General features: G+C 69.3%; 26 protein-coding genes, 4 tRNA genes and 1 pseudogene. 8 read left to right on the forward strand and 23 right to left on the reverse strand.

Going from position 1 to position 25,258, the window contains the following annotated elements:
• Positions 1–404 precede the first annotated feature (404 nt).
• The 8 genes from rplL to ACFV46_RS03470 all read right to left on the reverse strand — a co-directional run bounded on the left by rplL (position 405) and on the right by ACFV46_RS03470 (position 5,495).
• Positions 405–794, reverse strand: a complete 390-nt coding sequence (gene rplL / locus ACFV46_RS03435; RefSeq protein WP_283288197.1) for a 50S ribosomal protein L7/L12 — start codon at positions 792–794, stop codon at positions 405–407.
• A 110-nt stretch (positions 795–904) separates the two neighbouring features.
• Positions 905–1,435: a 50S ribosomal protein L10 gene (rplJ, locus tag ACFV46_RS03440; protein WP_055622549.1), complete on the reverse strand. Its 531-nt coding sequence runs from the start codon at positions 1,433–1,435 to the stop codon at positions 905–907.
• 288 nt (positions 1,436–1,723) lie between these two features.
• Complete coding sequence (locus tag ACFV46_RS03445) at positions 1,724–2,548, reverse strand: hypothetical protein (RefSeq protein WP_385496861.1); 825 nt, start codon at positions 2,546–2,548, stop codon at positions 1,724–1,726.
• Positions 2,549–2,676: 128 nt separating this feature from the next.
• Positions 2,677–3,402 carry a 50S ribosomal protein L1 gene (gene rplA, locus ACFV46_RS03450; RefSeq protein ID WP_151785397.1) on the reverse strand — a complete coding sequence of 242 codons (726 nt, stop codon included), beginning with the start codon at positions 3,400–3,402 and terminating at the stop codon, positions 2,677–2,679.
• Between the two features lie 83 nt (positions 3,403–3,485).
• Positions 3,486–3,920 (reverse strand): 50S ribosomal protein L11, encoded by a 435-nt coding sequence (gene rplK, locus ACFV46_RS03455; RefSeq protein ID WP_055622551.1) that lies wholly within the window; start codon positions 3,918–3,920, stop codon positions 3,486–3,488.
• A 170-nt stretch (positions 3,921–4,090) separates the two neighbouring features.
• Positions 4,091–4,951, reverse strand: a complete 861-nt coding sequence (gene nusG / locus ACFV46_RS03460; protein ID WP_385496862.1) for a transcription termination/antitermination protein NusG — start codon at positions 4,949–4,951, stop codon at positions 4,091–4,093.
• Positions 4,952–5,032: 81 nt separating this feature from the next.
• Positions 5,033–5,314, reverse strand: a complete 282-nt coding sequence (gene secE, locus ACFV46_RS03465) for a preprotein translocase subunit SecE (RefSeq protein WP_361925630.1) — start codon at positions 5,312–5,314, stop codon at positions 5,033–5,035.
• 108 nt (positions 5,315–5,422) lie between these two features.
• Positions 5,423–5,495: transfer RNA gene (locus tag ACFV46_RS03470), tRNA-Trp, on the reverse strand.
• Between the two features lie 282 nt (positions 5,496–5,777).
• Here ACFV46_RS03470 and ACFV46_RS03475 point away from each other — a divergent pair.
• Both ACFV46_RS03475 and ACFV46_RS03480 read left to right on the forward strand, forming a co-directional pair.
• Complete coding sequence (locus ACFV46_RS03475) at positions 5,778–7,004, forward strand: pyridoxal phosphate-dependent aminotransferase (RefSeq protein WP_376728975.1); 1,227 nt, start codon at positions 5,778–5,780, stop codon at positions 7,002–7,004.
• A gap of 122 nt (positions 7,005–7,126) precedes the next feature.
• Complete coding sequence (locus tag ACFV46_RS03480; protein WP_385496863.1) at positions 7,127–8,194, forward strand: adenosine deaminase; 1,068 nt, start codon at positions 7,127–7,129, stop codon at positions 8,192–8,194.
• On the opposite strand, the pseudogene ACFV46_RS03485 reads toward ACFV46_RS03480, so the two are convergent.
• Together ACFV46_RS03485 and ACFV46_RS03490 are read right to left on the reverse strand one after the other, a co-directional pair.
• Positions 8,151–8,804: pseudogene (locus ACFV46_RS03485) on the reverse strand (hypothetical protein); the annotation flags it as partial. The gene ACFV46_RS03480 and the pseudogene ACFV46_RS03485 overlap by 44 nt on opposite strands.
• A gap of 24 nt (positions 8,805–8,828) precedes the next feature.
• Positions 8,829–9,452 (reverse strand): TetR/AcrR family transcriptional regulator, encoded by a 624-nt coding sequence (locus ACFV46_RS03490; protein ID WP_385496864.1) that lies wholly within the window; start codon positions 9,450–9,452, stop codon positions 8,829–8,831.
• A 111-nt stretch (positions 9,453–9,563) separates the two neighbouring features.
• Here ACFV46_RS03490 and ACFV46_RS03495 point away from each other — a divergent pair, with 111 nt between their 5' ends.
• A complete protein-coding gene (locus tag ACFV46_RS03495; RefSeq protein WP_385496866.1) occupies positions 9,564–10,196 on the forward strand; it encodes an NAD(P)-dependent oxidoreductase in 633 nt (210 codons plus the stop codon).
• A 20-nt stretch (positions 10,197–10,216) separates the two neighbouring features.
• Here the strand turns inward: ACFV46_RS03495 and ACFV46_RS03500 are convergent, their stop codons facing one another.
• The 9 genes from ACFV46_RS03500 to ACFV46_RS03540 all read right to left on the reverse strand — a co-directional run bounded on the left by ACFV46_RS03500 (position 10,217) and on the right by ACFV46_RS03540 (position 15,514).
• Positions 10,217–11,272: a UDP-N-acetylmuramate dehydrogenase gene (locus tag ACFV46_RS03500; protein ID WP_385496868.1), complete on the reverse strand. Its 1,056-nt coding sequence runs from the start codon at positions 11,270–11,272 to the stop codon at positions 10,217–10,219.
• A gap of 85 nt (positions 11,273–11,357) precedes the next feature.
• The gene (locus tag ACFV46_RS03505; RefSeq protein WP_385496870.1) at positions 11,358–11,738 is read right to left on the reverse strand and encodes a DUF3291 domain-containing protein; all 381 of its coding nucleotides are present in this window, start codon (positions 11,736–11,738) and stop codon (positions 11,358–11,360) included.
• Positions 11,739–11,782: 44 nt separating this feature from the next.
• Entirely contained in the window at positions 11,783–13,246 is a 1,464-nt protein-coding gene (locus tag ACFV46_RS03510; RefSeq protein WP_385496871.1) for an MFS transporter, read from the reverse strand.
• A 92-nt stretch (positions 13,247–13,338) separates the two neighbouring features.
• The gene (locus tag ACFV46_RS03515; protein WP_385496872.1) at positions 13,339–13,908 is read right to left on the reverse strand and encodes a TetR/AcrR family transcriptional regulator; all 570 of its coding nucleotides are present in this window, start codon (positions 13,906–13,908) and stop codon (positions 13,339–13,341) included.
• 114 nt (positions 13,909–14,022) lie between these two features.
• Positions 14,023–14,451, reverse strand: coding sequence for a MaoC family dehydratase (locus ACFV46_RS03520; RefSeq protein WP_361925612.1), 429 nt, complete (start codon positions 14,449–14,451; stop codon positions 14,023–14,025).
• A 5-nt stretch (positions 14,452–14,456) separates the two neighbouring features.
• Complete coding sequence (locus ACFV46_RS03525; protein ID WP_151785387.1) at positions 14,457–14,915, reverse strand: MaoC family dehydratase N-terminal domain-containing protein; 459 nt, start codon at positions 14,913–14,915, stop codon at positions 14,457–14,459.
• Between the two features lie 153 nt (positions 14,916–15,068).
• The gene (gene rpmG, locus ACFV46_RS03530) at positions 15,069–15,233 is read right to left on the reverse strand and encodes a 50S ribosomal protein L33 (RefSeq protein WP_003948671.1); all 165 of its coding nucleotides are present in this window, start codon (positions 15,231–15,233) and stop codon (positions 15,069–15,071) included.
• 90 nt (positions 15,234–15,323) lie between these two features.
• A tRNA-Met gene (locus tag ACFV46_RS03535) sits at positions 15,324–15,396 on the reverse strand.
• Positions 15,397–15,441: 45 nt separating this feature from the next.
• Positions 15,442–15,514 (reverse strand) — tRNA-Thr (locus ACFV46_RS03540).
• 274 nt (positions 15,515–15,788) lie between these two features.
• Between ACFV46_RS03540 and ACFV46_RS03545 the strand changes: the two genes are divergently transcribed.
• Positions 15,789–17,048: an amidohydrolase family protein gene (locus ACFV46_RS03545; protein WP_385496873.1), complete on the forward strand. Its 1,260-nt coding sequence runs from the start codon at positions 15,789–15,791 to the stop codon at positions 17,046–17,048.
• A 232-nt stretch (positions 17,049–17,280) separates the two neighbouring features.
• The gene (locus ACFV46_RS03550; protein WP_361925610.1) at positions 17,281–17,937 is read left to right on the forward strand and encodes an SDR family oxidoreductase; all 657 of its coding nucleotides are present in this window, start codon (positions 17,281–17,283) and stop codon (positions 17,935–17,937) included.
• 20 nt (positions 17,938–17,957) lie between these two features.
• Here the strand turns inward: ACFV46_RS03550 and ACFV46_RS03555 are convergent, their stop codons facing one another.
• Positions 17,958–18,170, reverse strand: a complete 213-nt coding sequence (locus ACFV46_RS03555) for a hypothetical protein (RefSeq protein WP_151785385.1) — start codon at positions 18,168–18,170, stop codon at positions 17,958–17,960.
• A 451-nt stretch (positions 18,171–18,621) separates the two neighbouring features.
• Here ACFV46_RS03555 and ACFV46_RS03560 point away from each other — a divergent pair, with 451 nt between their 5' ends.
• Together ACFV46_RS03560 and ACFV46_RS03565 are read left to right on the forward strand one after the other, a co-directional pair.
• Entirely contained in the window at positions 18,622–20,028 is a 1,407-nt protein-coding gene (locus ACFV46_RS03560; RefSeq protein ID WP_385496875.1) for an FG-GAP repeat protein, read from the forward strand.
• A 14-nt stretch (positions 20,029–20,042) separates the two neighbouring features.
• Positions 20,043–21,407 carry an FG-GAP and VCBS repeat-containing protein gene (locus tag ACFV46_RS03565; RefSeq protein WP_385496877.1) on the forward strand — a complete coding sequence of 455 codons (1,365 nt, stop codon included), beginning with the start codon at positions 20,043–20,045 and terminating at the stop codon, positions 21,405–21,407.
• Positions 21,408–21,711: 304 nt separating this feature from the next.
• Here ACFV46_RS03565 and ACFV46_RS03570 read toward each other — a convergent pair.
• Positions 21,712–21,904: transfer RNA gene (locus ACFV46_RS03570), tRNA-Tyr, on the reverse strand.
• A 347-nt stretch (positions 21,905–22,251) separates the two neighbouring features.
• On the opposite strand from ACFV46_RS03570, the gene ACFV46_RS03575 reads away from it, so the two are divergent.
• Positions 22,252–23,652, forward strand: coding sequence for a hypothetical protein (locus tag ACFV46_RS03575; RefSeq protein WP_382112905.1), 1,401 nt, complete (start codon positions 22,252–22,254; stop codon positions 23,650–23,652).
• A 20-nt stretch (positions 23,653–23,672) separates the two neighbouring features.
• Here ACFV46_RS03575 and ACFV46_RS03580 read toward each other — a convergent pair whose 3' ends face one another.
• Both ACFV46_RS03580 and ACFV46_RS03585 read right to left on the reverse strand, forming a co-directional pair.
• Positions 23,673–24,236 carry a GNAT family N-acetyltransferase gene (locus ACFV46_RS03580; protein WP_382112904.1) on the reverse strand — a complete coding sequence of 188 codons (564 nt, stop codon included), beginning with the start codon at positions 24,234–24,236 and terminating at the stop codon, positions 23,673–23,675.
• Positions 24,233–25,006, reverse strand: a complete 774-nt coding sequence (locus ACFV46_RS03585) for a GntR family transcriptional regulator (RefSeq protein WP_382112903.1) — start codon at positions 25,004–25,006, stop codon at positions 24,233–24,235. The genes ACFV46_RS03580 and ACFV46_RS03585 overlap by 4 nt, the downstream gene beginning before the upstream one ends.
• Positions 25,007–25,258: the final 252 nt, after the last annotated feature.

Below are 25,258 nucleotides of genomic sequence, written 5' to 3' on the forward strand. Positions count from 1 at the left end.
CAGGGGACAGCTAACAGGCAGCGCAAAGGGTCAGTGTAGCCACTTGGCACACTGATGTCCAGTCCCGGTTTTCAGAGACCCTCATTGTTCTCAACGCCTGCGCCATGCCTGCCTTCAACGCACGTTGATACTGCCCTCTTCGCCGTCGATCCATGCCTCGGATTCGGATCCTTGTGACGACGCGTCCTGAGAATTGCGCGCTGCGTGCGGTTCGTCAAGGCCCTCATACCCGAACCCCGGGCCGACCAGGGACACGACGAAGATCACCATACCCCCCGACGAACGCGGCGCAAGGCAACCGCGGCCGCACCCCGGGAACGCCGAAGAGCGACCACCCGAATGGATGATCGCTCCTCGGTACGCTCGCGTTACAGCCCTAGCGGGCCGCTGCGTTCGTGAAGGTCTTACTTGACCTCGACGGAGGCGCCGGCGCCCTCGAGGGACTCCTTGGCCTTGTCCGCGGCCTCCTTGTTGACCTTCTCCAGAACCGGCTTCGGCGCACCGTCGACCAGGTCCTTGGCCTCCTTCAGGCCGAGGGAGGTCAGCTCACGCACGACCTTGATGACCTGGATCTTCTTGTCGCCGGCGCCGGTGAGGATGACGTCGAACTCGTCCTTCTCCTCGACGGCCTCGGCACCACCGGCGGCACCGCCGGCGGCCGGGGCGGCGACGACGGCCGCAGCGGCGGCGGTGACGTCGAACTTCTCCTCGAACGCCTTCACGAACTCGGAGAGCTGGATCAGGGTCATGTTCTCGAACTCGGCGAGCAGTTCGTCCTGGGTGAGAGCCACGATGGCTTTCCTTCCACTAATTCGGCAGGTGCCGGATGTACATGTGCTGGCGGGCGTACGTTGGCCCGCTACGACCTCCGCCTCAGGCGGCGGCGGTCATCGTGCGAGCCGAATTACTCGGCACCGCCCTGCTCGTCCTGCTTGGCACGAAGCGCGTCCACGGTGCGGACGAGCTTCGACGGGAGCGCCTGGAAGACCTGAGCAGCCTGCGTCTGCTTGCCCTTCAGAGCGCCCGCCAGCTTGGCGAGCAGAACCTCGCGGGACTCGAGGTCCGCAAGCTTCTTGATCTCGTCGGCGGACAGCGCCTTGCCGTCAAGGACACCGCCCTTGATGACGAGATTCGGGTTGTCCTTGGCGAAGTCGCGCAGACCCTTAGCCGACTCCACCGGGTCACCGGTGACGAAGGCGACAGCCGTCGGACCGTTGAACAGGTCGTCCAGCGTCGAGATCCCGGCCTCGTTGGCCGCAATCTTGGTCAGCGTGTTCTTCACCACGGCGTACTGGGCGTTCTCACCGAGCGAACGACGCAGCGTCTTGAGCTGCGCCACGGTGAGACCGCGGTACTCGGTCAGCACGGCAGCGCTGGAGTTGCGGAACTGCTCCGTCAACTCGGCCACTGCGGCAGCCTTGTCGGGCCTCGCCATAGAGTCTCGGCCTCCTTCCGGGTGATTCTGACCGCGCGGACCCGAAGGAGGACTGGGGAAAACGAAACGCCCCGGCGCAGGCGCACGGGGCGGACTCGACCGGCCTCGCACACAGGCTGTGCGCGCTCCGGGAGTTCTTCCACTGACACCTGCGCGGGTCGTCCGCTATTCAGCGGATCCTTCGGCCACCGCACCCTCATCCGAGCGCACGGCAACGACCAGCGGTCTTTGGCTTCTGTAGGAGAGTACGGGACGCCATCGCCGTCAGGCAAATCGCCCCTTACGGCATCAGCTCCCGGGCTCGCTCCCCAGCAGTTCCCCGAGGTCCGCGGTGTCCCCGGCCGGCGGCTTGCTGACCGTGACCCCGACGCCGTAGTCACGGTAGAAGGCGGTCTGGGTCAGCGCCCCCGTGGCCGTACGGCCCTTCTCGACCTTCTTGACCAGCAGGTCCCGGTCGTCGACCCAGATCTCGACGGTCTGCGCGTGCGCGCCCTCCCCCGGCACGGTGCCGGAGTAGTGCGTGGTCCGCGTGCCCCGCACGGTCTCCTCACCGACCCTGCGAACGTCCGAGGACGCGAGGAGCCGCTTCACCGAGGTGTGCGGCGCGGTGTCGCGCATCCGGTCGGCGAGGTCCGCTCCGGAGCTGCCCGCGAGGCGCTCCAGGTCGTCATAGGCGTATCTGATCCAGTGCCTGCCGTCGGTCCTGCCGGCGAACACCTCGCCCATGCGCGCGTAGTACGCGTCGGGAAGGTAGCGGGCCTCCATCGACGTGGTGCCCAGGCGGCGCATCGTGTCGGCCGTGCTGCCGCCCGTGTACCGGATGCGCAGGGTGCCGGTGAGGGGGCCGTGCCAGGCGAGGGTGCCGCGGGCCGTCATGGAGAGCGAGGAGCCCAGGGTGGTCGTGGACTCCACGTACGAGGACGCGGCGCGGTCGGTAGAGCGCTCGGCCTGGCGCAGGGCGGCCGTCACGGCCGGGGCGGGCGTCACGGCCGGGGCGGGCGCGGTGCGCTCGGGGCCCGCGGACCCGTCGGGGGCGGTGCAGGCGGCCAGGGCCGTCAGCGCGGCCGTAAGGGCGCTCCACAGCGCCGGCCAGTGCGCCCTCGTGCTGCTCATACGTCCCCCCGTGCGGTTCCCGTGAAGGCACGTTAACCCAGGGCACGGACACGGCGGGCCGGGACGAGGAACGGGCCCCGCACCTCGAGGATGCGGGGCCCGTCGCCGACGTCGGTGAGCGGGAAGGCTCAGACCGCGGCCGGGTCCTCCTCGACGAGGAGGTTGCGGGTGCGGTTGGCGTCGAGCGGAATGCCGGGGCCCATCGTGGTGCTGATGGCGGCCTTCTTGATGTAGCGACCCTTGGCGGCGGACGGCTTCAGACGGAGGATCTCCTCCAGGGCCGCGCCGTAGTTCTCCACCAGCTTGGTGTCGTCGAACGACGTCTTGCCGATGATGAAGTGCAGGTTCGAGTGCTTGTCGACGCGGAACTCGATCTTGCCGCCCTTGATGTCGTTGACAGCCTTGGCGACGTCCGGCGTGACGGTGCCGGTCTTCGGGTTCGGCATCAGACCACGGGGGCCGAGGACGCGGCCGAGGCGGCCGACCTTGCCCATGAGGTCCGGGGTGGCGACGACGGCGTCGAAGTCCAGGCGGCCCTTCGAGACCTCGTCGATCAGCTCGTCGGCGCCGACGATGTCGGCGCCCGCGGCACGCGCGGCCTCGGCACGGTCACCGGTCGCGAAGACCAGGACCCGGGCGGTCTTACCGGTGCCGTGCGGAAGGTTCACGGTGCCACGGACCATCTGGTCGGCCTTGCGCGGGTCGACACCCAGACGGAAGGCGACCTCGACGGTGCCGTCGAACTTGGTCGTGGACGTCTCCTTGGCGAGACGGACGGCCTCGAGCGGGGCGTAGAGCTTGTCCCGGTCGATCTTGGCGTCCGCAGCGCGGAGAGACTTGCTGCGCTTGCTCACTACTGCTCCTGTGTGTTCTTAGGAGTCGTGGTCCGGGCCGAGCAGGCCCTCCCACGTTCTGCTTGTCGTACGGGGGGTGGAGGTCAGCCCTCGACCGTGACGCCCATGGAACGCGCGGTGCCGGCGATGATCTTCGACGCGGCGTCCAGGTCGTTGGCGTTGAGGTCGGGCAGCTTCGTCTGGGCGATCTCGCGGACCTGCGCCTCGGTGATCTTGGCGACCTTGGTCTTGTGCGGCTCGCCGGAGCCCTTCTCGATGCCCGCGGCCTTGAGGATCATCTTGGCGGCCGGAGGCGTCTTGGTGATGAAGGTGAAGGAGCGGTCCTCGTAGACCGTGATCTCCACCGGGATGACCCAGCCACGCTGCGACTCGGTCGCGGCGTTGTAGGCCTTGCAGAACTCCATGATGTTGACGCCGTGCTGACCCAGCGCGGGGCCGACCGGCGGGGCCGGGTTCGCGGCACCGGCCTGGATCTGGAGCTTGATGAGCCCCGTGACCTTCTTCTTCTTGGGAGGCATTGCTCTCCGGTTCCTCTCTTCGGGTCCTACCCGCCCCCAGATGGCGTTCCTGGACGCAGGCATACCGCACAACGATAACGGGTATAGATGCGCGGCCTGAAACCGAGCAGGTCAGACAGGCTGCGGGACAGCCGGTCTGACCTGTTCGGAAGCTCTGGCGAAGACGCCGGCTAGTTCTTCTGGATCTGGTCGAAGCTCAGCTCGACCGGCGTCTCACGGCCGAAGATCTCGACGAGACCCTTGACCTTCTTGGAGTCGGCGTTGATCTCGTTGATCGTGGCCTGCAGCGTGGCGAACGGGCCGTCGGTGACGGTGACCGAGTCGCCGACCTCGAAGTCCAGCACCTGGACCTCGACCTTGCGCTGCGGCGCCGGCTTGCCCTCGGCCTCGGCGGCCTCGCGGGCGGCCTTCTCCTCGGCCTCCGGGGCGAGCATCTTGACGATCTCGTCCAGGGTCAGCGGGTACGGGTCGTAGGCGTTGCCCACGAAGCCGGTGACGCCCGGGGTGTTGCGGACGACGCCCCAGGACTCGTTCGTCAGGTCCATGCGGACCAGGACGTAGCCCGGCAGCTTGTTCTGCTTGATCGTCTTGCGGTCGCCGTTCTTGATCTGGACGACCTCTTCCTGCGGCACCTCGGCCTGGAAGATGTAGTCCTCGACGTTCAGCGAGACGGCGCGCTGCTCCAGGTTGGTCTTCACGCGGTTCTCGTAGCCGGCGTAGGTGTGGATCACGTACCACTCGCCGGGCAGGGTGCGGAGCTCCTCGCGGAGGGCGGCGACGGGGTCGACGGGCTCGGCCGGCTCGGCCTCCTCCTCGGTCGCCTCGTCCGCGTCCTCGGCGTCGACCGAGGCGGCCTCGGCGTCGTCCGAAGCGTCCTCGGCGCTCACCGCGGCTTCCTCGGCGGGCTCGCCCGCCTCGGCGTCGGCAGCCTCGACCTCGTCCAGGTCCTCGTCCGCGCCCTCGACGATGTCGAGCTCGTCGTCCACGGACTGGTCCGGCTCGACGGCGTCGTTCAGGTTCTGGTCAGACACGGTGGCTGCTTCTTCCTGGATACATAGGGGTGGAACATGCGAAAGGGGCGCCGGTGACCCGCGGCGCCCTTCGCTCTGTGCTCAGCCGAAGACGTACTTGGCTGCGTGGTCGAGCCCATAGTCAATCACGGTCACGAGACCGATCATGATGACGACGAAGAGGATCACCACAGTGGTGTACGTCGTCAGCTGATTGCGCGTCGGCCAGACGACCTTCCGGAGCTCCGCGACGATCTGGCGGTAGAACAGCGCGAGCCGCTTCAGCGGGCCCTTCTTGCCGCGCTTGCCGCCCTTGCGCGTCTTCTTCTCCGGCGCCTCGTCCTGGGCATCAGGCATGTCGATGGAGCCCACGGCGTCCGTCACTCGTCCTCACCTGATTCCGGGTCGTGGCCGTGCCGCGCCCGGTTTGAGCCGCACGGCGGTGCATTGCTGTACGTACATGCGCACACATCCTGGCGATGGTGTGTGTAGCAGGGCCGGAGGGACTTGAACCCCCAACCGCTGGTTTTGGAGACCAGTGCTCTACCAATTGAGCTACGACCCTTTGTGTGTCCCCCAACGTACCGCATCCGCGCGAGTGCTCGGTGTGCACCGTGCGGCGGCGGCTGCTGAAGGCCAACGAGGTGAGAGTGTACGTGGTCCCGGGCGCCCCGTCGAACAGAAAGTGGCCGATGAGGACGCGGCCGCCGGAGGATCGCCGGACGGGCGCCGGTCCGCGGAGACAAGATCGCGCTGGCCGAGGGCGGGATCCGGACGGATGTTCAGGGGATGTTCAGTCCGTGAAACCCGTGTGCCGGGCGCGTTTCCTGTCTGAAACGATGGGGCCATGAGCGCTGCAACCCCTCCGACCGAGCGCCGGGTCTCCGCCCGAATCGGCGCGATCTCCGAGTCCGCCACCCTCGCCGTGGACGCCAAGGCCAAGGCCCTCAAGGCCGCCGGGCGTCCGGTGATCGGCTTCGGCGCCGGTGAGCCCGACTTCCCGACCCCGGACTACATCGTCGAGGCCGCCGTCGAGGCCTGCAAGAACCCGAAGTACCACCGCTACACCCCGGCGGGCGGTCTTCCCGAGCTGAAGGCCGCGATCGCCGCGAAGACGCTGCGCGACTCCGGCTACGAGCCGGACGTCTCGCAGATCCTCGTCACCAACGGCGGCAAGCAGGCCATCTACGAGGCCTTCGCCGCGATCCTCGACCCGGGCGACGAGGTCATCGTCCCCGCGCCGTACTGGACGACGTACCCGGAGTCGATCCGGCTCGCCGGCGGTGTCCCGGTGGAGGTCGTCGCCGACGAGACGACCGGCTACCGCGTCTCCGTGGAGCAGCTGGAGGCCGCGCGCACCGAGAAGACGAAGGTCGTCCTCTTCGTGTCGCCGTCCAACCCGACCGGCGCCGTCTACACCGAGGCCGAGACCGAGGCGATCGGCCGCTGGGCCCTCGAGCACGGGCTGTGGGTCCTCACGGACGAGATCTACGAGCACCTGGTGTACGGCGAGGCCGCCGCGGTCTCCCTGCCGGGCCTGTTCCCCGAGCTGCGCGACAAGTGCGTCGTCGTCAACGGCGTCGCCAAGACCTACGCCATGACGGGCTGGCGGGTCGGCTGGGTCATCGGCCCGAAGGACGTCGTCAAGGCCGCGACCAACCTCCAGTCGCACGCCACGTCCAACGTCTCCAACGTGGCGCAGGCCGCAGCCATCGCCGCCGTCTCCGGCGACCTGGAGGCCGTCGCGAAGATGCGCGAGGCGTTCGACCGCCGGCGCCGGACGATCGTGCGGATGCTCAACGAGATCGACGGCGTGGTCTGCCCCGAGCCCGAGGGCGCCTTCTACGCCTACCCGTCGGTGAAGGCCCTGCTGGGCAAGGAGATCCGCGGCAAGCGCCCGCAGTCCAGCGTCGAGCTGGCCGAGCTGATCCTGGAGGAGGCCGAGGTCGCGGTCGTCCCGGGTGAGGCGTTCGGCACGCCGGGCTATCTGCGGCTGTCGTACGCGCTCGGCGACGAGGACCTCGTCGAGGGCGTGAGCCGTATCCAGAAGCTGCTGGCGGAGGCCCGGGACTGACGTCCCCGTCCGCCCGAGGGCGCCTCCGGATCTCCGGGGGCGCCCTCATTTGTTTGTGCGAGCAAGACCACTAAAGGGGAAACCGCTACCGGGACCCCTCGGGCGTGCGGCAGGATCTGGGAATGGAGCGTGTACGTGATGTCTCTGAGCTGCCGAAAGCCCATCTGCACCTGCACTTCACCGGCTCGATGCGGCCGACGACCCTGCTGGAGCTGGCCGACAAGTACGGGGTGCGTCTGCCCGAGGCCCTGACCGACGCGCTGACCAGAGGCGAGTCCCCCAAGCTGCGGGCCACGGACGAGCGGGGCTGGTTCCGCTTCCAGCGCCTGTACGACGCCGCTCGCTCGTGCCTGCGGCAGCCGGAGGACATCCAGCGCCTGGTCAGGGAGGCCGCCGAGGAGGACCTGCGGGACGGCTCCGGCTGGCTGGAGATCCAGGTCGATCCGACGTCGTACGCGCCCCGGCTGGGCGGGCTGATCGCGGCGCTGGAGATCATCCTCGACGCGGTCGACACGGCGGCGCGGGACACGGGGCTCGGCATGCGCGTCCTGGTGGCGGCGAACCGGATGAAGCACCCGCTGGACGCGCGCACCCTGGCCCGGCTGGCCGTCCGTTACGCGGACCGGGGCGTGGTGGGCTTCGGGCTCTCCAACGACGAGCGCCGGGGCATGGCCCGGGACTTCGACCGCGCCTTCCACATCGCCCGTGAGGGCGGCCTGCTGTCGGCGCCGCACGGCGGCGAGCTGACGGGGCCCGCCTCGGTCCGGGACTGCCTGGACGACCTGGACGCGCACCGGATCGGCCACGGGGTCCGTGCGGCGGAGGACCCGCGGCTGCTGAAGCGCCTCGCCGACCGGGGTGTGACCTGCGAGGTGTGCCCGGCCTCGAACGTCGCCCTCGGGGTGTACGAGAAGCCCGAGGACGTCCCGCTGCGCACCCTGTTCGAGGCGGGCGTGCCGATGGCCCTGGGCGCCGACGACCCGCTGCTCTTCGGCTCACGGCTCGCCGCCCAGTACGAGCTCGCCCGGCATCACCACGGCTTCAGCGACGCGGAGCTGGCGGAGCTGGCCCGTCAGTCCGTACGGGCCTCGGCCGCGCCCGAGGAGACGAAGAAGAAGCTGCTGGCGGACGTGGACGACTGGCTGGCCGGTCCGGCCGTCCGAAGTGGGCGTACGGCGGATACGGCTTGAAGCAGACCAGGACCTCGAACGGGTGCCCGCCGCCGGGCGGCTGGGCCAGCGGCAGCCCCGTCATGAACGCGAGGCGCCCTTCGGCGACGCGCTTCTGGCGGGGCCCGAAGCCGGCCGCGTAGGCGAACGCCTCGGCGGAATCGGCGAACACCTCCCGGCCGCCGAACAGGAAGAGCGTGCGCGCGTGGGTGGTGTGCCGTAGGTCGTCGCGGTCCCGTGCCTCCTGCCAGGCGCGCGCGTCCCGTGCCGTGCGGGCCTCGTCGGTGCGGACGGTCAGTGGGGTGCCCTGGCCCAGAGCGCGCCGCAGTCCCGGCCACCGGCTGGGGCGCAGGCCGAGGGTGCGGTGGGCCAGGACGAGGTCGATCGGCTCGCCCCGGCCCTCGTCGGGCGGGACGCCGTCGCGCAGGGGCACGTGGACGATCGTGTGCGGGGAGCGGGACGCGAAGGAGAGGAGGGCGGCCAGCCTGCTCAGGCCGTCGTGGTCGCCGATCAGCAGGCCGATGGGGTCGGGCGCGGTCAGCGAGGTGTGGCGCAGGGCTGTCCTCGGCTGGACGACCCGGTGGACGTGCGGCCCGGTCCGGGGCCGGAACTCGGTCAGCCTCAGCCGCATGTGCGATGCCTCATGGCGTCAGGGTCACGGGCGGGCGGCGTCCCGCGCAACGGAGATTCCGTCCACCAGGGTCCGGGCGAGCCGGGCGGCGAAGGCTGCCACGGGCGGGCGGGCGTCCTCCGGGCCGGCGTCGTAGGCGAACGCGCGCTGGGCGCAGGCGCCGAGGAGCAGCGAGGCGGCCGCGAAGGTGTCGGCTCCGGGGTGGACGCGGCCCGCGGCCTGCTCGGCGCGCAGATAGGCGTCGAGGGCCTCGATGGGCACGTGCGGGCCGGCGCCGATCTTGCGCAGCGCCTCGTCGTGCCGCCGCTTGAGCTGGGGCTCGGCGTACAGGGAGGCGGCGATCGGGAAGCTCTGCTCGTAGAAGAGGGCGGCCTGCTCGGCGATGCGGGCCAGGTTGTCCTCCAGGGTGCCGGTGCCGGGCTCGGCCGTGAGGGTGCCGAGCAGCGGGGTCAGGCGGGGCAGCCGCTCGCCGAGGACGCGGACGAACAGTTCCTCCTTGCTCTCGAAGTACTTGTAGAGCGCGGCCTCAGAGCACCCGGCCGCCTTGGCGATCTCCTTGGTGGTGGCCCGGGCGAGACCGACGGTGAGCAGCAGGTCGTGGGCGGCGTCGAGGATGCGGACGCGGGCGGGCTTCTGCACGGATTCCACGCGACGGACCTTACCGGGGGTTGACGGGTGAGTGAGTACTTACCCACCCTGGAGGCAAAGCATGGGTGGAGTGAACACTTACCCACTACTCGTTCGGAATCGGGGAGAGCCATGAAGCTCACGGTGTTCGGTGCCACCGGAGGCATCGGTCAGGAGATCGTCCGTCAGGCGCTCGCCGCCGGGCACGAGGTGACGGCGGTCGTACGGGATCCCGCGCGGCTTCCGGTGACGGGGGCGGGGCTGGAGGTGTTCCGCGCGGATCTGACCGACCCGGAGGCCGTGCGTCCCGCGGTGGCCGGCCGGGACGCGGTGCTGTCGGGTCTCGGCGCGCGCACCCGCAAGGACGCCGGGATCACCACGCGGCTGACCCGTACGGTGCTGCGGGCCATGGAGGCCGAGGGCACGCGCCGGCTGCTGGTGGTGAGCGCGGCGCCGCTGGGGCCGGCCGCGCCGGAGGACGGCCCGCTGGACCGGACCATGCACGCCGTGGTCTCCAAGGTCCTCAAGAGCGTCTACGACGACCTGCGGGAGATGGAGGCGGAGCTCGCCTGCAGTTCCGTGGAGTGGACGTCGGTCCGGCCGCCCCGCCTCCAGGACAAGCCGCTCGGCGGCGCGTACCGCACGGTGATCGGCGGGACCCCGCCCCGGGGCCGCTTCATCGGCCGCGCGGACGTGGCCCACGCGATGCTGGCGATGACCCAGGACGCGAGGACGGTGAAGCAGGGCGTCGGGGTGGCCTACTGACGCCCTTGCGGGCGGCGCGTCTACAGGCTGACGCCGACCGTCACCGGCTCGTTGACCAGCGTGATCCCGAACGCCTCGTGGACCCCGGCGACGACCTCGCGCGCCAGCGCCAGCAGGTCCTCGGTGGTCGCCGCGCCCCGGTTGGTGAGGGCGAGGGTGTGCTTGGTGGAGATACGGGCGGGGCCGCTGCCGTAGCCCTTGGTGAAACCGGCCTTGTCGATCAGCCAGGCCGCGGAGGTCTTGGTGTGTCCCTCCCCCGCCGGGTACGCGGGCGGCTCCACGCCCTCGCCGAGACGCTCGCCCACGCGCGCGCGGAACGCCGCGAACTGCTCGTCGGTCAGGATCGGGTTGGTGAAGAACGACCCGGCCGACCAGGTGTCGTGGTCGTCGGCGTCGAGCACCATGCCCTTCCCGGCGCGCAGCTTCAGGACGGTCTCCCGCGCGGCGGCCAGCGGCACCCGGTCGCCGACCTCCACGCCGAGGGCGCGGGCGGTCTCGGCGTACCGGACCGGCGCGGAGAGCCCGTCCGCGTCCTCCAGCTCGAACCGGACGCGCAGGACGACATAGCGCTCGGGGTCGGACTTGAAGCGGCTGTGGCGGTACGAGAAGGCGCACTCCCCGTTCGTCAGCGTGACGGTCTCACCGGCCCGGCGGTCGTAGGCGATCACCTCGGTGATGCTCGCGGAGACCTCCTGGCCGTACGCCCCGACGTTCTGGATCGGGGTCGCGCCCGCGCTGCCGGGGATGCCGGCGAGGCACTCGATGCCGGCGAGCCCGGCCTCGACGGTGCGGGCGACCGCGTCGGTCCACACCTCGCCCGCGGCCAGCTCCAGGGTGGTGCCGTCGAGCTCGACGCCCTGCGTGGCGATGACCAGGGCGGTGCCCTCGAAGCCCTTGTCGCCGATGACCAGGTTCGACCCGCCGCCGATGACCAGCAGCGGGGTACCCGCGGCGTCCGCCTCGCGCACGACGTCGATCACCTCGGCGTCGGTGGTGGCGGTGACCAGGCGGGTGGCCGGGCCGCCCAGGCGGAACGTGGTGAGCGGGGCGAGGGGGGCGTCGTGGAGTACCTGCACGCGCCCAAGACTACGAGACGGCGCCGACGGCCCCGGCACCCCTGTGGATACCGGGACCGTGACGGGCTCCACGCGCGCGTGCCGGTCAGGTGAGCCGACGGCGCGCCTCGGTCCAGTCCAGCGGGAGCGCGTCGCCCGGCACCTCCCAGCGCGCGAACTGCGCGTCCCGCATCTGCCCGGACAGTCCCCGGGCGGTCGGGGCGTGCGGGCCGGAGCGGGCGAACTCCTTCAGCGCGGCCGGCGACTCCCAGGCGGACAGGGTCCAGAACGTCTTCTTGAGGACCTCGGCCTTCAGCGTGGCGCCGTACGCCCCCGGCGCCCGGCTCACCTGCCGCCACACGCCCGGCGTGCGGAGGAAGAAGGCGAACGCTCCCCACAGCGTGCGGGTCTCGAAGCGGGAGGCGAAGACGAGCGCGTCGGCGCCGGGCGGGACGGGGTTCGGCGTGGTCCAGGGAAGCGTGGGCACGGCTGTTCCTCTCTTCTCGATGGACGGACGTGGGTGGGGCGAGGTCACCGGGACGCCGGCTGGAGCTCGCGCTCCGGCAGGCTCCCGGCCTCGTCTCCGGCGGCCTCGACGGCGTGCCGCCGGCCGGGGACGAGCAGGGCCGCGGCACCGGCGAGGGCCACCACGGCGGCGCCGGTGACCAGGGCGGGCCGCAGCCCGTCGACGAAGGTCTGGCCGGTCTCGTAGCCGCCCTGGGCCGCGAAGATCGAGCCCATGATCGCGATGCCGAGTGCGCCGCCGACCTCGCGCAGGGCGTTGTTGGCGCCGGACGCGATGCCCTGTTCCGCGGGGCGGACGCTGGACATGACCAGATGGGAGGCGGGCGCGAAGAACAGCGCCATGCCGACCCCGCTGATGATCAGACCGGGCAGCTGGGCGGCGTAGGAGACGTCGACGGTGACCACGGACGCCATGTAGGCGAGACCGGCGGCCTGGAGGAACAGTCCCGTGGCGACCACGGGCCGCCCCCCGATGCGGTCGGCCAGGATGCCCGCGACCGGCGCGACCAGCATCGGCATGCCGGTCCAGGGGAGCATCCGCAGCCCCGCCTCGGTCGGCGAGTAGCCGAGCACACCCTGCATGTACTGGCTGAGCAGGAAGATCGACCCGAACATGCCGAGGAACATCAGCAGGCTCGCGGCGTTGATCCCGGCGAAGGCGCGGGAGCGGAACAGCCGCATGGGCAGCATGGGGTTGCGGGCCCGGGTGCTGTAGAGGACGAACCCGGCGAGCAGCGCGCCGCCCGCGAACAGGCCCGTCAGGACCAGACGCCCGGTCCAGCCGTCGGAGGGGCCGCGCACCAGCCCGTACACGATGCCGAAGAGTCCGCCGCTGGCCAGCAGGGTGCCGGGGAGGTCGAGCGGGGCGCCGGTGCCGTGCGACTCGGCGAGGCGCAGCCGGGCGAGCGGCAGCAGGGCGACACCGAGCGGGACGTTCAGCCAGAAGATCCACTGCCAGGAGATGTGCTCGGTGAGGCTGCCTCCGATGAGCGGGCCGGACGCGACCGCGAGCCCGTTGACCGCGCCCCAGATGCCGAACGCCATCCCGCGCCGGGCCGCGGGCACCGCCGCCGTCAGCAGGGTGAGGGTGAGCGGCATCATGATCGCGGCGCCGACGCCCTGCACCGCGCGGGCGGCGATCAGCGAGTCGATGCCGGGGGCGAGGGCCGCGCCGGCGGACGCGGCGGTGAAGATCGTGATGCCGACGAGGAAGAGCCTGCGGCGGCCGAAGCGGTCCCCGAGCGCCGCGCCGAACATCAGCAGGACGGCGAAGGTGAGCGTGTAGGCGCTGACCGTCCATTCCAGGTCGTGCAGTCCACCGCCCAGGTCCTCCCGGATGGAGGGCAGCGCGGTGGTGACGACGAGGTTGTCGAGTGCCGCCATGAATCCGGCGATGCTCGTGATGACCAGGGCCCATACGGCCCCGCGCGGGTTCGTGGCCCCCGCGTTCTGATCGGTCCGGTGTGACATCGCTCCCCCAGGAGTGTGCGATTCCGCTTGATAGTTATTGATCACTAACTTCTGCGGCCATGAAGAAGCACGGCGATCCCCGCCGCCCTCCCCTACGACCCGCTCCCGCCCTCGTCCCGCTCGGCGGACTGCATACCCGCCCAGACCCGGTGCTCGGGCGGGAAGCCCATGGCCACCAGGCAGTTGATGAGCATCCCGTACGCCATGAAGGTCGTCGTCTCCTGCACGTCCGCTCCCAGAGGCAGATGCACGGTGTCCCACAGGCGCATCCAGCCGGCCCGCACGGCCTCGCCGAACTCGTGGTCGCCCTCCTGTTCGGCGGCGGCCACGGCGAGGAACATCTGCATCTGCATCATCAGCCGCTCGGGCTGCTCGGAGACCATCCGGTGATAGGCCTCACCCATGACGTGCAGGGCCTCCTCGCCCTCCACCCCTTCGGCGGCCTCGGCGAACACCCGGTGGATGTCCTCCACGCACTGCTCGGCGGCGGCCAGGAAGATCGCCCGCTTGCCCGGGAAGAGCCGGAAGAGATACGGCTGCGAGACACCGACCCGCTTGGCGATCGACTCGGTGGAGGTGCCGTAGTAGCCGCCCCGCGCGAACTCGGCCATGGCCGCCCGCACGACGCTCTCGCGCCTCTCCTCCGCACTCATCCTGACCATGCTTTGAAGTTAGTACTCAATCACTAACTAAGTCAAGGGCGATTCTCGGGGCTTGGCTCGGTACGGCGAAGGGGCGCCCCGCAAGGCGGGACGCCCCCCACGCGCGCGTGTGCGTCACGCCAGCTGGACGACCGCCCGGGACATGCCGAGCACCTTCAGCCCGGCGCTCATCACGGTCAGGTCCACCCGGACCCTGTTGTCGTCGAGCTTGGCCGCGACCTTGCCGCTGACCTCGATCGTGGCGCCCTTGTCGTCGTTCGGCACGATGACGGGCTTGGTGAAGCGGACGCCGTACTCGACGACCGCCGCGGGGTCGCCGGTCCAGTCGGTGACCACCCGGATCGCCTCGGCCATCGTGAACATGCCGTGCGCGATGACGTCCGGCAGCCCGACCTCCTTGGCGAACTTCTCGTTCCAGTGGATCGGGTTGAAGTCGCCCGAGGCGCCCGCGTACCGCACCAACGTGGCGCGGGTCACGGGGAAACTCTGGGCGGGCAGCTCGGTGCCGACCTCGACTTCGTCGTACGCGATCTTCGCCGTCATCGGTCTCAGCCCTGCCCTTCCTCGGCCCCGCGCGCCACGAGCTTCGTCCAGGCGGTCACGACGTGCTCGCCGGCCTCGTCGTGGACCTCGCCGCGGACGTCCAGGATGTCGTTGCCCGCCATCGTCTTGACGGCCTCGATCGTCGAGGTCACGGAGAGCCGGTCACCGGCGCGCACCGGGCGGGTGTAGGCGAACTTCTGGTCGCCGTGCACCACCCGGCTGTAGTCCAGGCCCAGCTGCGGGTCGGCGACGACCTGCCCGGCGGCCGCGAAGGTGATCGCGAAGACGAAGGTCGGCGGGGCGATCACATCGGGGTGACCGAGCGCCTTGGCGGCCTCCGGGTCCGTGTAGACCGGGTTGGCGTCCCCCACCGCCACCGCGAACTCACGGATCTTCTCCCGCCCCACCTCGTAGGGCTCGGTGGGCGGGTAGCTCCGCCCCACGAAGGACTGGTCGAGCGCCATGGCCCGGCACCTCCTGCTGTCTGCTGCGAATGTCCTGACGCGGCTGCGCGCATCCCGCTCCGATGCCCGGCGGCCGGAACCGACCGGTAACCGGAGCGGAAACGACGCGAGGCCGCCCCCACGATCGGGGACGGCCTCGCGTACGAGCCTGATTTATCGCGTTTCGCGGTGCGCGGTGTGCGCGTTGCAACGCGGGCAGTGCTTCTTCATCTCCAGTCGGTCCGGGTTGTTACGCCGGTTCTTCTTGGTGATGTAGTTCCGCTCCTTGCACTCCACGCAGGCCAGCGTGATCTTCGGGCGGACGTCGGTGGCAGCCACGTGAGTGCTCCTAAGACGAACGGATGGACTGATTCAACGCAAGAAAGAGTAGCCGATCGAAGGACCGACCCCGCAATCGGCTACTGTCAGTAGCGGTGACCGGACTTGAACCGGTGACACAGCGATTATGAGCCGCTTGCTCTACCGACTGAGCTACACCGCTGTGATGCGACAGGCCCCGTCTTGCGACGGGAACCCTTCACACCAGAGCCCCAAAACGGAATCGAACCGTTGACCTTCTCCTTACCATGGAGACGCTCTGCCGACTGAGCTATTGGGGCGAGCGATGAAGACATTACACGGTCTGCCGCCGTTCGCCCAAATCCGTTTCCCGGCCCCCGTCCGCACCCGAACACCGGGTCGAACGCCCGACTCCAGGACCGTGCCGCGACCCCGCTCCACGACGGACCACGCCGGTACGACTATTGCGCTCCTGCGCGCCAGGGCCGCACGGCCACCCTAGGCTCGACTCACTCTGCGTGATCTTGCATGCCCGGCGCAGTGCCCCGGCAGGGTCCCGCAGCACCGATGCGCAGCCCGAGCCCCTGGAGCGCGATGCCCGACAGCCACCCCCAGCCGCCCCCCTCGTCCTCCTCGTCGGGACCCGCCGACCCGGGCACCCTCCTGTTGTGCGGCGCACGCCTCACCGACGGCCGGACCGTCGACGTACGGCTGAGCGGCGGGCGCATCGAGGCGGTGGGGACGGCCGGGAGCCTGACCGGGGACGGCACACGCGCGTGCGGGTCCCGTGTGGACCTGAGCGGGTACCTGCTCCTGCCGGCCCCGGCCGAACCGCACGCCCACGCCGACACCGCCCTCTCCGCCGACGACCGGGACGGGCCCGTGTCCTACGAGGCCGAGGCCGTCCAGCGCCGGGCCACCGAGGCCGCCCTGCTCCAGCTCGGACACGGCGCGACCGCGCTGCGGGCCCACGTGCACGTGGGCGACGTCCAGGAGCTGAACGCACTCGCCGCGGTCCTCCAGGCACGGCGCTCGCTGCGCGGGCTCACGGAGTTGACGACGGTCGCCATGCCCCGGCTGCTGACCGGCGTGGCGGGGGCGGACGGGCTGGCCATACTGCGGGACGCGCTGAAGATGGGCGCCTCGGTCGTCGGCGGCTGCCCCGACCTGGACCCCGACCCGACCGGATACGTCGAGGCCGTCCTGGAGGTCGCCTCCGAGCACGGCTGCCCCGTCGATCTGCACACCGACGCCACGGACCCGGCCCGGTTGTCCCGTCTCGCCGCGATGGCGGGCGGCCTGCGCCCCGGCGTCACGCTGAGCCCCTGCGGCGGCCTGGGCCGCCTGCCCACGGACGTGGCCTCCCGCACCGCCGACCAGCTCGCCGCGGCCGGGGTCACCGTGGTGTGCCTCCCTCAGGGCGGCTGCGGGGGCGCGGAACGCCGCGGCACGGCGCCCGTACGGCTGCTGCGCGCCGCCGGGGTCCGGGTCGCCGCCGGCAGCGGCGCCCTGCAGGACGTCTCCAACCCGGTGGGCCGCGGGGACCCGTTCGAGGCCGCCTATCTGCTCGCCTCCCGCCACGGGCTGCGTCCCGAGGACGCGTACGACTGCGTGAGCGCGTCGGCGCGCGCGGTGCTGGGCCTGCCGGAGGTCCGCGTGGAGGCGGGCTTCCCGGCCGAACTGCTCGCGGTGCGCGGGGAACGCCTCGCGGCGGCGCTGTCCCTGGCCTACAGCCGGATCGTGGTGCACCGCGGCCGCGTGGTGGCCCGCACGAGCGCCGTACGCGAGTACTGCGACTCGGACGCGGCGACGGAACTCGGGCTGCCACGGCAGGGGCGGGGGGAGGTCTCGTGAGGACGCTCCCCTGCCGTGCACGCCGATGTGTGCGCTGACGTGGGTGACTGGCGGGGGCCGTACGCGAGTACCGCGACTCGGCCGCGGCAACGGAACTCGGGCTGCCACGGCAGGGGCGAGGGGACGTCTCGTGAGAACGCTCCCCTGCCGTGCACATCGATGTGTGCGCTGACGTGGGTGACTGGCGGGCGTCGTGCGGCGGATGAGGTCGGCCCGGCGTACGGTCGAAGGCATGCGCATTGTCATCGCTGGTGGTCATGGTCAGATCGCGCTGCGGCTGGAGCAGTTGCTCTCCGCGCGCGGTGATGAGGTCGCGGGAGTCATCCGCAAGGCCGAACAGAGCGACGATCTGCGAGAGGCCGGTGCCGAACCCGTGGTGCTGGACCTGGAGTCGGCGTCGGTCGAGGAGGTCGCGGAGCGGCTCCGGGGTGCCGACGCGGCGGTGTTCGCGGCCGGCGCGGGCCCGGGCAGTGGGGCCGACCGCAAGGACACCGTGGACAAGGGCGCCGCGGTCCTCTTCGCGGACGCGGCGGTCCGGGCGGGCGTACGCCGCTTCCTGGTCGTCTCCTCGATGGGCGCCGACCCGGCGCACGAGGGCGACGAGATCTTCGACGTCTACCTGCGCGCCAAGGGTGAGGCCGACGCGTACGTCCGCTCCCAGGAGGCCCTGGACTGGACGATCCTGCGGCCCGGCATGCTGACCGACGACGCCGGGACGGGCCTGGTCCGCCTGGAGGCCCACACCGGCCGCGGCCCGATCCCCCGGGACGATGTGGCCGCCGTCCTGGCGGAGTTGCTGGACACTCCGGCGACCGCGGGCCTGACGCTCGAGCTGATCAGCGGCTCCACTCCCGTGTCGGTCGCCGTGAGGTCCGTGGCGGGCAACTGAGACACGTCCCGCGGTGCCGCTCAGAACAACGGCAACTGCCCGGGGAAGTCGGGCACGACGTACCCGTCCAAGGCGGGCTGAGCGGCACCGAGTTGTGTCTGCCGCCGGGACCCCGGGCACGACACGAGTTCCCCGCTCTCCCGCGCGCCGGGCGGATCGTGCCGGGCGAACCGGCCGGCGACGACGGCGATCTCTCGACGGCATTCGGGACAGCGTCTGCGAGGCGTGGCCATGGGGCCAGTGTGCCCGGCTGGAACGGAGCACCGGGAACGCGAAAACCCCTCCGCGCTACGTTTCCGTAGTACGGAGGGGTTTCCCAGCGTGGCGGGCTCATCAGCCCGATCCACCAGGCCCTCGCCCACCACGTCCCAGCTGAGGCGACCGGCCTGCACTGTGCGAGATCCCGCGCCCCGACCACCGTGTCGGTGACCGCCTGCTGCGTCCCGCCCACGTCGAGGTCACCGGTCCCCCTTCAGCCCGAGGGGACGGCGACCTCGGCTGACGGCCGTGCCGGGTGTCCTGCTCTCGCTGGTGGTGAACCGCGGCCATCACCATCTGTCGAACCTCGAGAAATGATGCGAAGGCACATACAACCCTCGGGCCTCGACGTGAGTCTCTTGATCGCATATCGACCGCGGATGCCCTGAGCCCGGCATCCCGCATGCCGCAGCCAGGAGAACCCGCGTGCCCCCTCTCGATACCTCCATGCACAAGCAGCACCTACGACTCGCCCTCGCGATGACCACCTTGGCCGCGCTGTCGGGCGGTCTGCTCTCGGTTGCGGCGGCCACCCCGGCGGCGGCCGCCACCGGCCAGTACAGCGCCGACTTCAACGGCGACGGCTACAAGGACGCCGTCGCCCCGGCCCCCGAGGCCACCGTCGGCGGCAAGTGGCACGCGGGCGCCGTCGGTATCGTGTACGGCGGACCGGGCGGCGTCGGCCGTACCGCGTCCGTCAGCCAGAACAGCTCCGACGTCCCCGGATCCGCCGAGGAGGAGGACTCCTTCGGCGCCGCGGTGGCGGTCGGCGACCTGAACAAGGACGGCTACAGCGACCTGGTGGTCGGTTCCCCGCACGAGTCGGTCGGTGACGACGAGAGCGCCGGCGCGGTGGTGATCGTCTGGGGTTCGGCGAGCGGCCTGAAGGGGGCCACCACCGTGAAGGACCCGGCGCCGACCCGGCACGACAACTGGGGACAGGCCCTCGCGATCGGTGACTTCACCGGCGACGGAAGGCCCGACCTCGCGGTCGGCGCCACCGGCACCACCCAGTGGATCATCAAGGGCGCCTTCAGCAGGTCAGGTTCGACCGGGGCGAAGATCACGTACACGACGTCGTGGACCGGCGGCGCGGGCGTCCTGCGCCTCACCGCCGGCAAGGTGAACACCGACGCCAAGGCCGACCTGGTCATCGGCGGCCACGCCAAGATCGGCTCGGAGCGCTACCTCGACCACAACCACCTGTACTACGGCACGGCTTCGGCTCCGACCAGGAAGAGCGAACTGCCGTACGGCACCAAGCTCGCCATCGCCGACCTGAACAAGGACGGCTACGGCGACATCGTCACCGGCTGGACGCAGACCGCGACCGGTGGCGACCTGGCGGCCACCGGCCACGCCCGTATCTCGTACGTCTCGTCCTCCGGCGTCTCCTCCAGTGCCGGCCTGCCCTGGCCGGGCATCCCGTCCGCCGGCGACATCAACGGCGACGGCTACAAGGACCTGGCCCTCGGCGACCCCGAGGACTCGACCGACGACGTCGTCAGCGGAGCCGTCCGCATCCTCTACGGCACCGCCCGGGGCCTCACGTCCGACGCCGTCACGCTCACCCAGAACGCCGCCGGCGTCCCCGGCAGCGGCGAGCGCAACGACTTCTTCGGCGACGGCACGCTGCTCACCGACCTGAACAAGGACGGCAGGGCCGACCTGCTGGCCGGCTCGGACGGCGAGAACGACTTCAACGGCAACGTCACCGTCCTGAAGGGCTCGGCCTCCGGCATCACGACCTCCGGCGCGACGGCGTACGGCCCGAGCGCCTTCGGCATCTCCACCACCGGCGACCCCAGCCTCGGCCGCGACCTGACCGGCTGACCCAAGGAGCCCTCATGCGCAGACCCACCCCCGCGGTCCTGACGGCCGCACTCCTCGCCTCCGCCCTGACCCCGCTCGCCTTGAGCACGCCGGCCTCGCCGGCGGTCGCCAAGCACTACGACGACTTCAACGGCGACGGATACCGCGACGTGGCGTACGGCGGTTACGAACGGTTCAACCACCCCGGCGGCGCCGTCACCGTCGTCTACGGCAAGGCCGGCGGCCTCGACACCTCGCACACCCAGGTCATCGACCAGGACACCTCCGGCATCCCGGGCGCGGGTGAGGAGGACGACACGTTCGGCGAGAGCCTCACCAGTGCCGACCTCAACAAGGACGGGTACGCGGACCTGGTCGTCGGCAACTCGACGGAGCATGTGGGCAGCACCCGGTACCGCGGCACGGTGACCGTGGTGTGGGGCTCCGCCTCCGGTTTGTCCGGTGGCACGACCATCAGCCCGAAGTCCGGCGCGAGCGGCTCCCAGGCCCACTTCGGAGGCGACCTCGCCGCCGGCGACTTCAACGGCGACGGTTCGCCCGACCTCACGGTCCTCGGCGGAGGGGACGCGTGGCTGTACCGGGGCCCGTTCACCAGGTCGGGCACCACCGGCAGCGTCTCCGAGATCGACAAGCCGGACGCGATCTGGGACTCGTACGGCCTCGCCGCCGGAAAGGTCAACGGCGACGGCAAGACCGACCTCGTGGTCCTGGGCGAGCAGGGTTCCGACAGCGCCGTACAGCTGCGCGCCTGGTTCCTCAAGGGCACCTCCACCGGCCTGGCCTCCGGCACGTCCAAGACCCTCGACAGCGACTGGAACGGCGGCCTCGGCGCGAACGCCGCCATCGGGGACTTCGACAAGGACGGCTACGGCGACATCGCCCTCGCCCAGCCCGACCACGACCACGGCAAGGGCGCGGTGACCGTCTGGCGCGGCACCTCGTCGGGCCCGAACGGCTCGACGACGTTCACGCAGGCGACCTCCGGCGTCTCCGGCTCCCCCGAGACCGGCGACACCTTCGGCTACGACGTCTCGGCCGCCGACACCAACGGTGACGGCTACGCGGACCTGGCGGTCGGCGTCCCGCACGAGGACGTGAACGGCATGGAGGACCAAGGTGGCGTCCACGTCTTCCGGGGCGGATCCGGCGGCCTGAGCGGTGCGCGTTCCTCCTGGATCCCGCAGACGGTGCAGGGCGCGGCCGACTCGGACGTGAGCTTCGGCTACACCCTCCGCCTGCGCGACGTGACGGGCGACGGCAAAGCGGACCTGGGCATCGGGGCGGCGGAGCCGAGCGTCCTGCTCCGCGGCACGAGCACCGTCCCGACAGCCACTGGGCTGACGGAACTGCCGTCGATGGGCGGGGACTTCAGCGACTGAGGTGATGTGCGGGGCGGAGGGCCCGGTGCGCTGACGCCGCTCATCACGCTGGGCCCGCCGTGGCCGCACGCCAACACCCGGATCGACGCAGCCCTACGGCAGTGGAACGTGCGGGAGTGATCATGCTCACCCCCAAGGACACCTGGGGGACACACGCTGATCAGCGGGGGGATACGGGCGGGACGAGATGAGACCCGTCCGCGTCCCGTCCACGTCGCGTCCATGGAGAATCGAACGAAGAGGGGCAACAAGAAACCCCCTCTGTCCAGGTAAGCAACCTGGACAGAGGGGGTTTCCCTCAGCGTGGCGGCGCCAGGATTCGAACCTGGGAAGGCTGAGCCGGCAGATTTACAGTCTGCGCGACGGTTGTGGGGTGAGCTGCGCTTTGCGTCACCCAACGTCGCAGCACCCCACGGATGCCCCGCACACGACTATCGGCCCGTTGGCGGTTACTGTGCTGCGCCGCACAGAGAGATCACCAACGCATCAACGCCTCCTGTCCTCAGTGCCCTGGAGCAGCACCTTGGTCCAGGACACCAGCTGAAGCAGTAGCCGCTCAGCTCGCTGAACCCCGCCGGATCCCAGGAATGGAAGGACAAGCACTGCAGGCAGGACGGACACTGTGACCAGCACAACAGGGATGATGCCGATGGTCAGGAGGAGGGCGCGCTGCATACTCCGTCCATATCCCGCGAAATGGTGCAGGTTTTCCATCACCGTTTGTCACACCTCATTCAGCAACCGGGCTTGGTGGACACGAGCGTCGCGCAGGCAGAGCGATTGCTGAAGTCATCAACGGTTGCCAATCAACTGCAAGTAGCAGCTCGTGCAGGAGGCCAGAGTAATGAGCGATATCTCCAGGTCACAGGGACGCCGCTCGGAGATCGAGGTCAGCCAGCTCCCTGAGGTTGCGGCACTGGCAACGGCGTTGACAACCCTGTTCAACGGACTAGGCATACCACAGCAGAGGTACGCGGCAAGAATCGCAATGGACAAGAGCACCGTATCTAGGTACCTCAACGGCCGCCGCGTCGCTAACCAAGACTTCGTGAACCGCCTCTTCAGTGAACTGGAACGTCATAGAGGAGCCCCCTTAACCGAAGAGACACGGTCGAGGGTGCACCGGCTTCGTCTTGCAGCCTTGAGGGTTTCTGACCCCCAAGCATTCGAAGTAGAGAATTTGCGAGACGAGGTCGACAGGTCACATCGGACAATCAAAAATCTCCGGAGGCAGCAGGAGGCACTGGAGCTACTGCTGGACCAAAAGGAGGATGTCGCTCGTGAAGCCGAGCGCCAACTGGAGCTGCTGCGAGGGGACTGGGTCGCTGACCGTGTACAAAGCGAAGCCCGCTTCCTCTCCCTCTCAGGAGAAAACCATCGGCAAAAAGAGGAAAGTGAAGGACTGCGAGCTGAGATTGAAAATCTCAAACAGCAACTAGCCGATGTTAGTGACCTCCGCCGGGATGCGGAAGAACGTTGCTCCGAACTGCAACGCCAACTTGCAGCAGCCGAGGAGAAGTTGGCCGAACGCATCGAGAATCAGGCGGACAACGAGTTCCCTTACAGCCCTGCAGAGGTCGCCGAGCAAGTCTTCGCCGCCCACGCACAGGAAAGGTTTAACGACGCCGCAAGATTACTTTCCCTCGCCGCCGCTCATTTCAATGGGGACGACACGGTAGCTTTGTGGCGAAGTATCGCTTCGAGCAGGCGAGGCTATACTGACGCAATTAGACTACTGGACGACGCCGTACGGTTCGGCTCAGTCGAAACCGTCACATCGATCGCCGAAGCAGTATGTGATGCTAACTCTGATCAGTGGCCCAGCACTGCACGTAACGTCGCCACAAGCATAGCCACGTCCAGAACTGCGGCCGAGTTGCTCAAACTTTACCACCAATGGTGCAGCGGTGGACCACTGTACGGGGTTATGCGGGTCGCGTTGCCAATATGGTGTGAAGACGCTACACCCAATGCCGTATTTGAAGTCTTGAGCGCAGTCCACCAAAAGGGCGACTCAACAATCAAAATCCGCATGCTTCACGTTTACGGCGCCAGGTCAACATTTGTAGTCGTGTCGCTTGTCGCACTCTACTCTGACTCAATGGCGGATAGGCGAGATGAGGTTGAACTATTGATACGGCGCTGGTGGGAAAAGTTCCCACTATCCGAGAGGCACCTCCGAACTCAGGAATGGAATAGATTCGTAGACAAGTACGCGGCGGGTAAAGTTTGGCGATTAAGCTAAAGCCGGGATGCGCGTTCGCTTTAGGGCGCGAGGATTTGCGGTAGTGGCGTTAGATCGTCGAAACCATGCTCTGCCGGGCTGGCGACCCGCTGGGCAAGCCACCCTGAAACGCGAGGTCCACCGTTCACAGCGCCCCCCTCGCGGACCGTGCGTACATACCTGAAACCTTGACGCAGGTAGTACCGCTGGAGTCCTTCATTCGTGGACCACGCGTCCAATCGCAGCCACTTGGCCCCAGCACGGTAGGCGCGATCCCCTGCCCATTCGAGCAGTCGACCACCAACGTTCTGTCCTGCATGGGTACGCGCCACGGTGAGCTTGTTGACGAACATGGAGGGCTCCGACAGCTCTTGTTCCGTCCAGAGCCCCTCTTCGGCATCGGGAGTGAGAGTGATAGTCGCAGCTGTGGCATTGCCGTCCATGACCATGAAGACGGTGCCTGCCTCGATGGTCGCGAGCAGACGGTCAGCGGGGTATGGGCGTTGCCACTGGTCGCTGCCAAGTCGCGTGAGCCAAGCCGCGGCCTCTTCACGGAAGGCCAGCAGCTTGGCCACGTCGTCAGGTTGAGCGGGGAGGATTCTCACTGAGGCTCGTTCTCGTGTCGGCCGGACAGGTCACCGATCTCGTAGTTCATGCGGTTCAAGTCACCCCGGAAGGTCGTCGTAGTGCAACGGATCGGACGATCTTCCGAGTAGCCCGTGCGGGTCCAGAGCATGACCGGCACACCCGCCCCAATCTCCAGCAACCGCGCTTCGTCTGGCGTGGGCATCCGCGTTGAGATCTCGTCGAAGTAGCCAACCTGCTTGATACCGAGGCTCGCGAGGTAGCGCGTTGTCCCCTCTGCGATATCGCCGGGTTCCGTGAGACGCGGGCCCCGCTCGACGAGCCACTCGGGGTAGTACGTGGCCTGCGTGGACCACGGCACTTCGTCAACGAACCGATGGCAGAACCGCAGCACCGTCGTCGCTCCTGCCTCAACCTTCAGACGTTCAGCGACGAAGTCAGGGGCAGGCGTCAGTTCCACCCTGAACGTCTGTGACGGCCGACGGCCGGCGTTCGTCACGTCAGTGTTGTAGGCGTCGCCGTTCTGCGGGAATTCCAGGTTCTCGAAGCGCGAAGCGTTCAGCTCGAACACCTCGTGCTTGGCGACGTCGTACCCGAGTCCCTGGCTTGACGTGATGAGCCCTTGCGAGACCAGTAGGGCCAGACCGGACCGGACCGTGTTCCGCGACGCGTCGAAGCGCGCGGAAAGCTCGCTCTCGGACGGGAGCCGAGAGCCCGGCGGATAGGTGCCGTTGTCGATCTCCCGTCGCAGGACGTCGGCCAACTGCCGGTACTTCGGCTGCTTACTCATGGCCCCATCATGACGCACTCGCGCAACTTGTTGGTACATGCGGCTCCAAAAGGCTTGACGACTCACCGTCCGTGGGTGCAGCATCACTGCATCAGCTTGTACCAACAAGTTGAGCAAGCGGTGCAACACCATTAAGTGTGCCCGATTGCGCTGACAGTGCCGACGGGTCCCGTGAAGACGGGAGCCCCTCTGACCAGGGGTTACCGCGTCCGCCGGTAGCGACCGTGACTTGAAAACTGCATAGGTGGGCCC

The sequence above is a fragment of the Streptomyces sp. NPDC059852 genome, from assembly GCF_042731455.1.
In the GTDB taxonomy this organism is placed as follows: Bacteria; Actinomycetota; Actinomycetes; order Streptomycetales; family Streptomycetaceae; genus Streptomyces.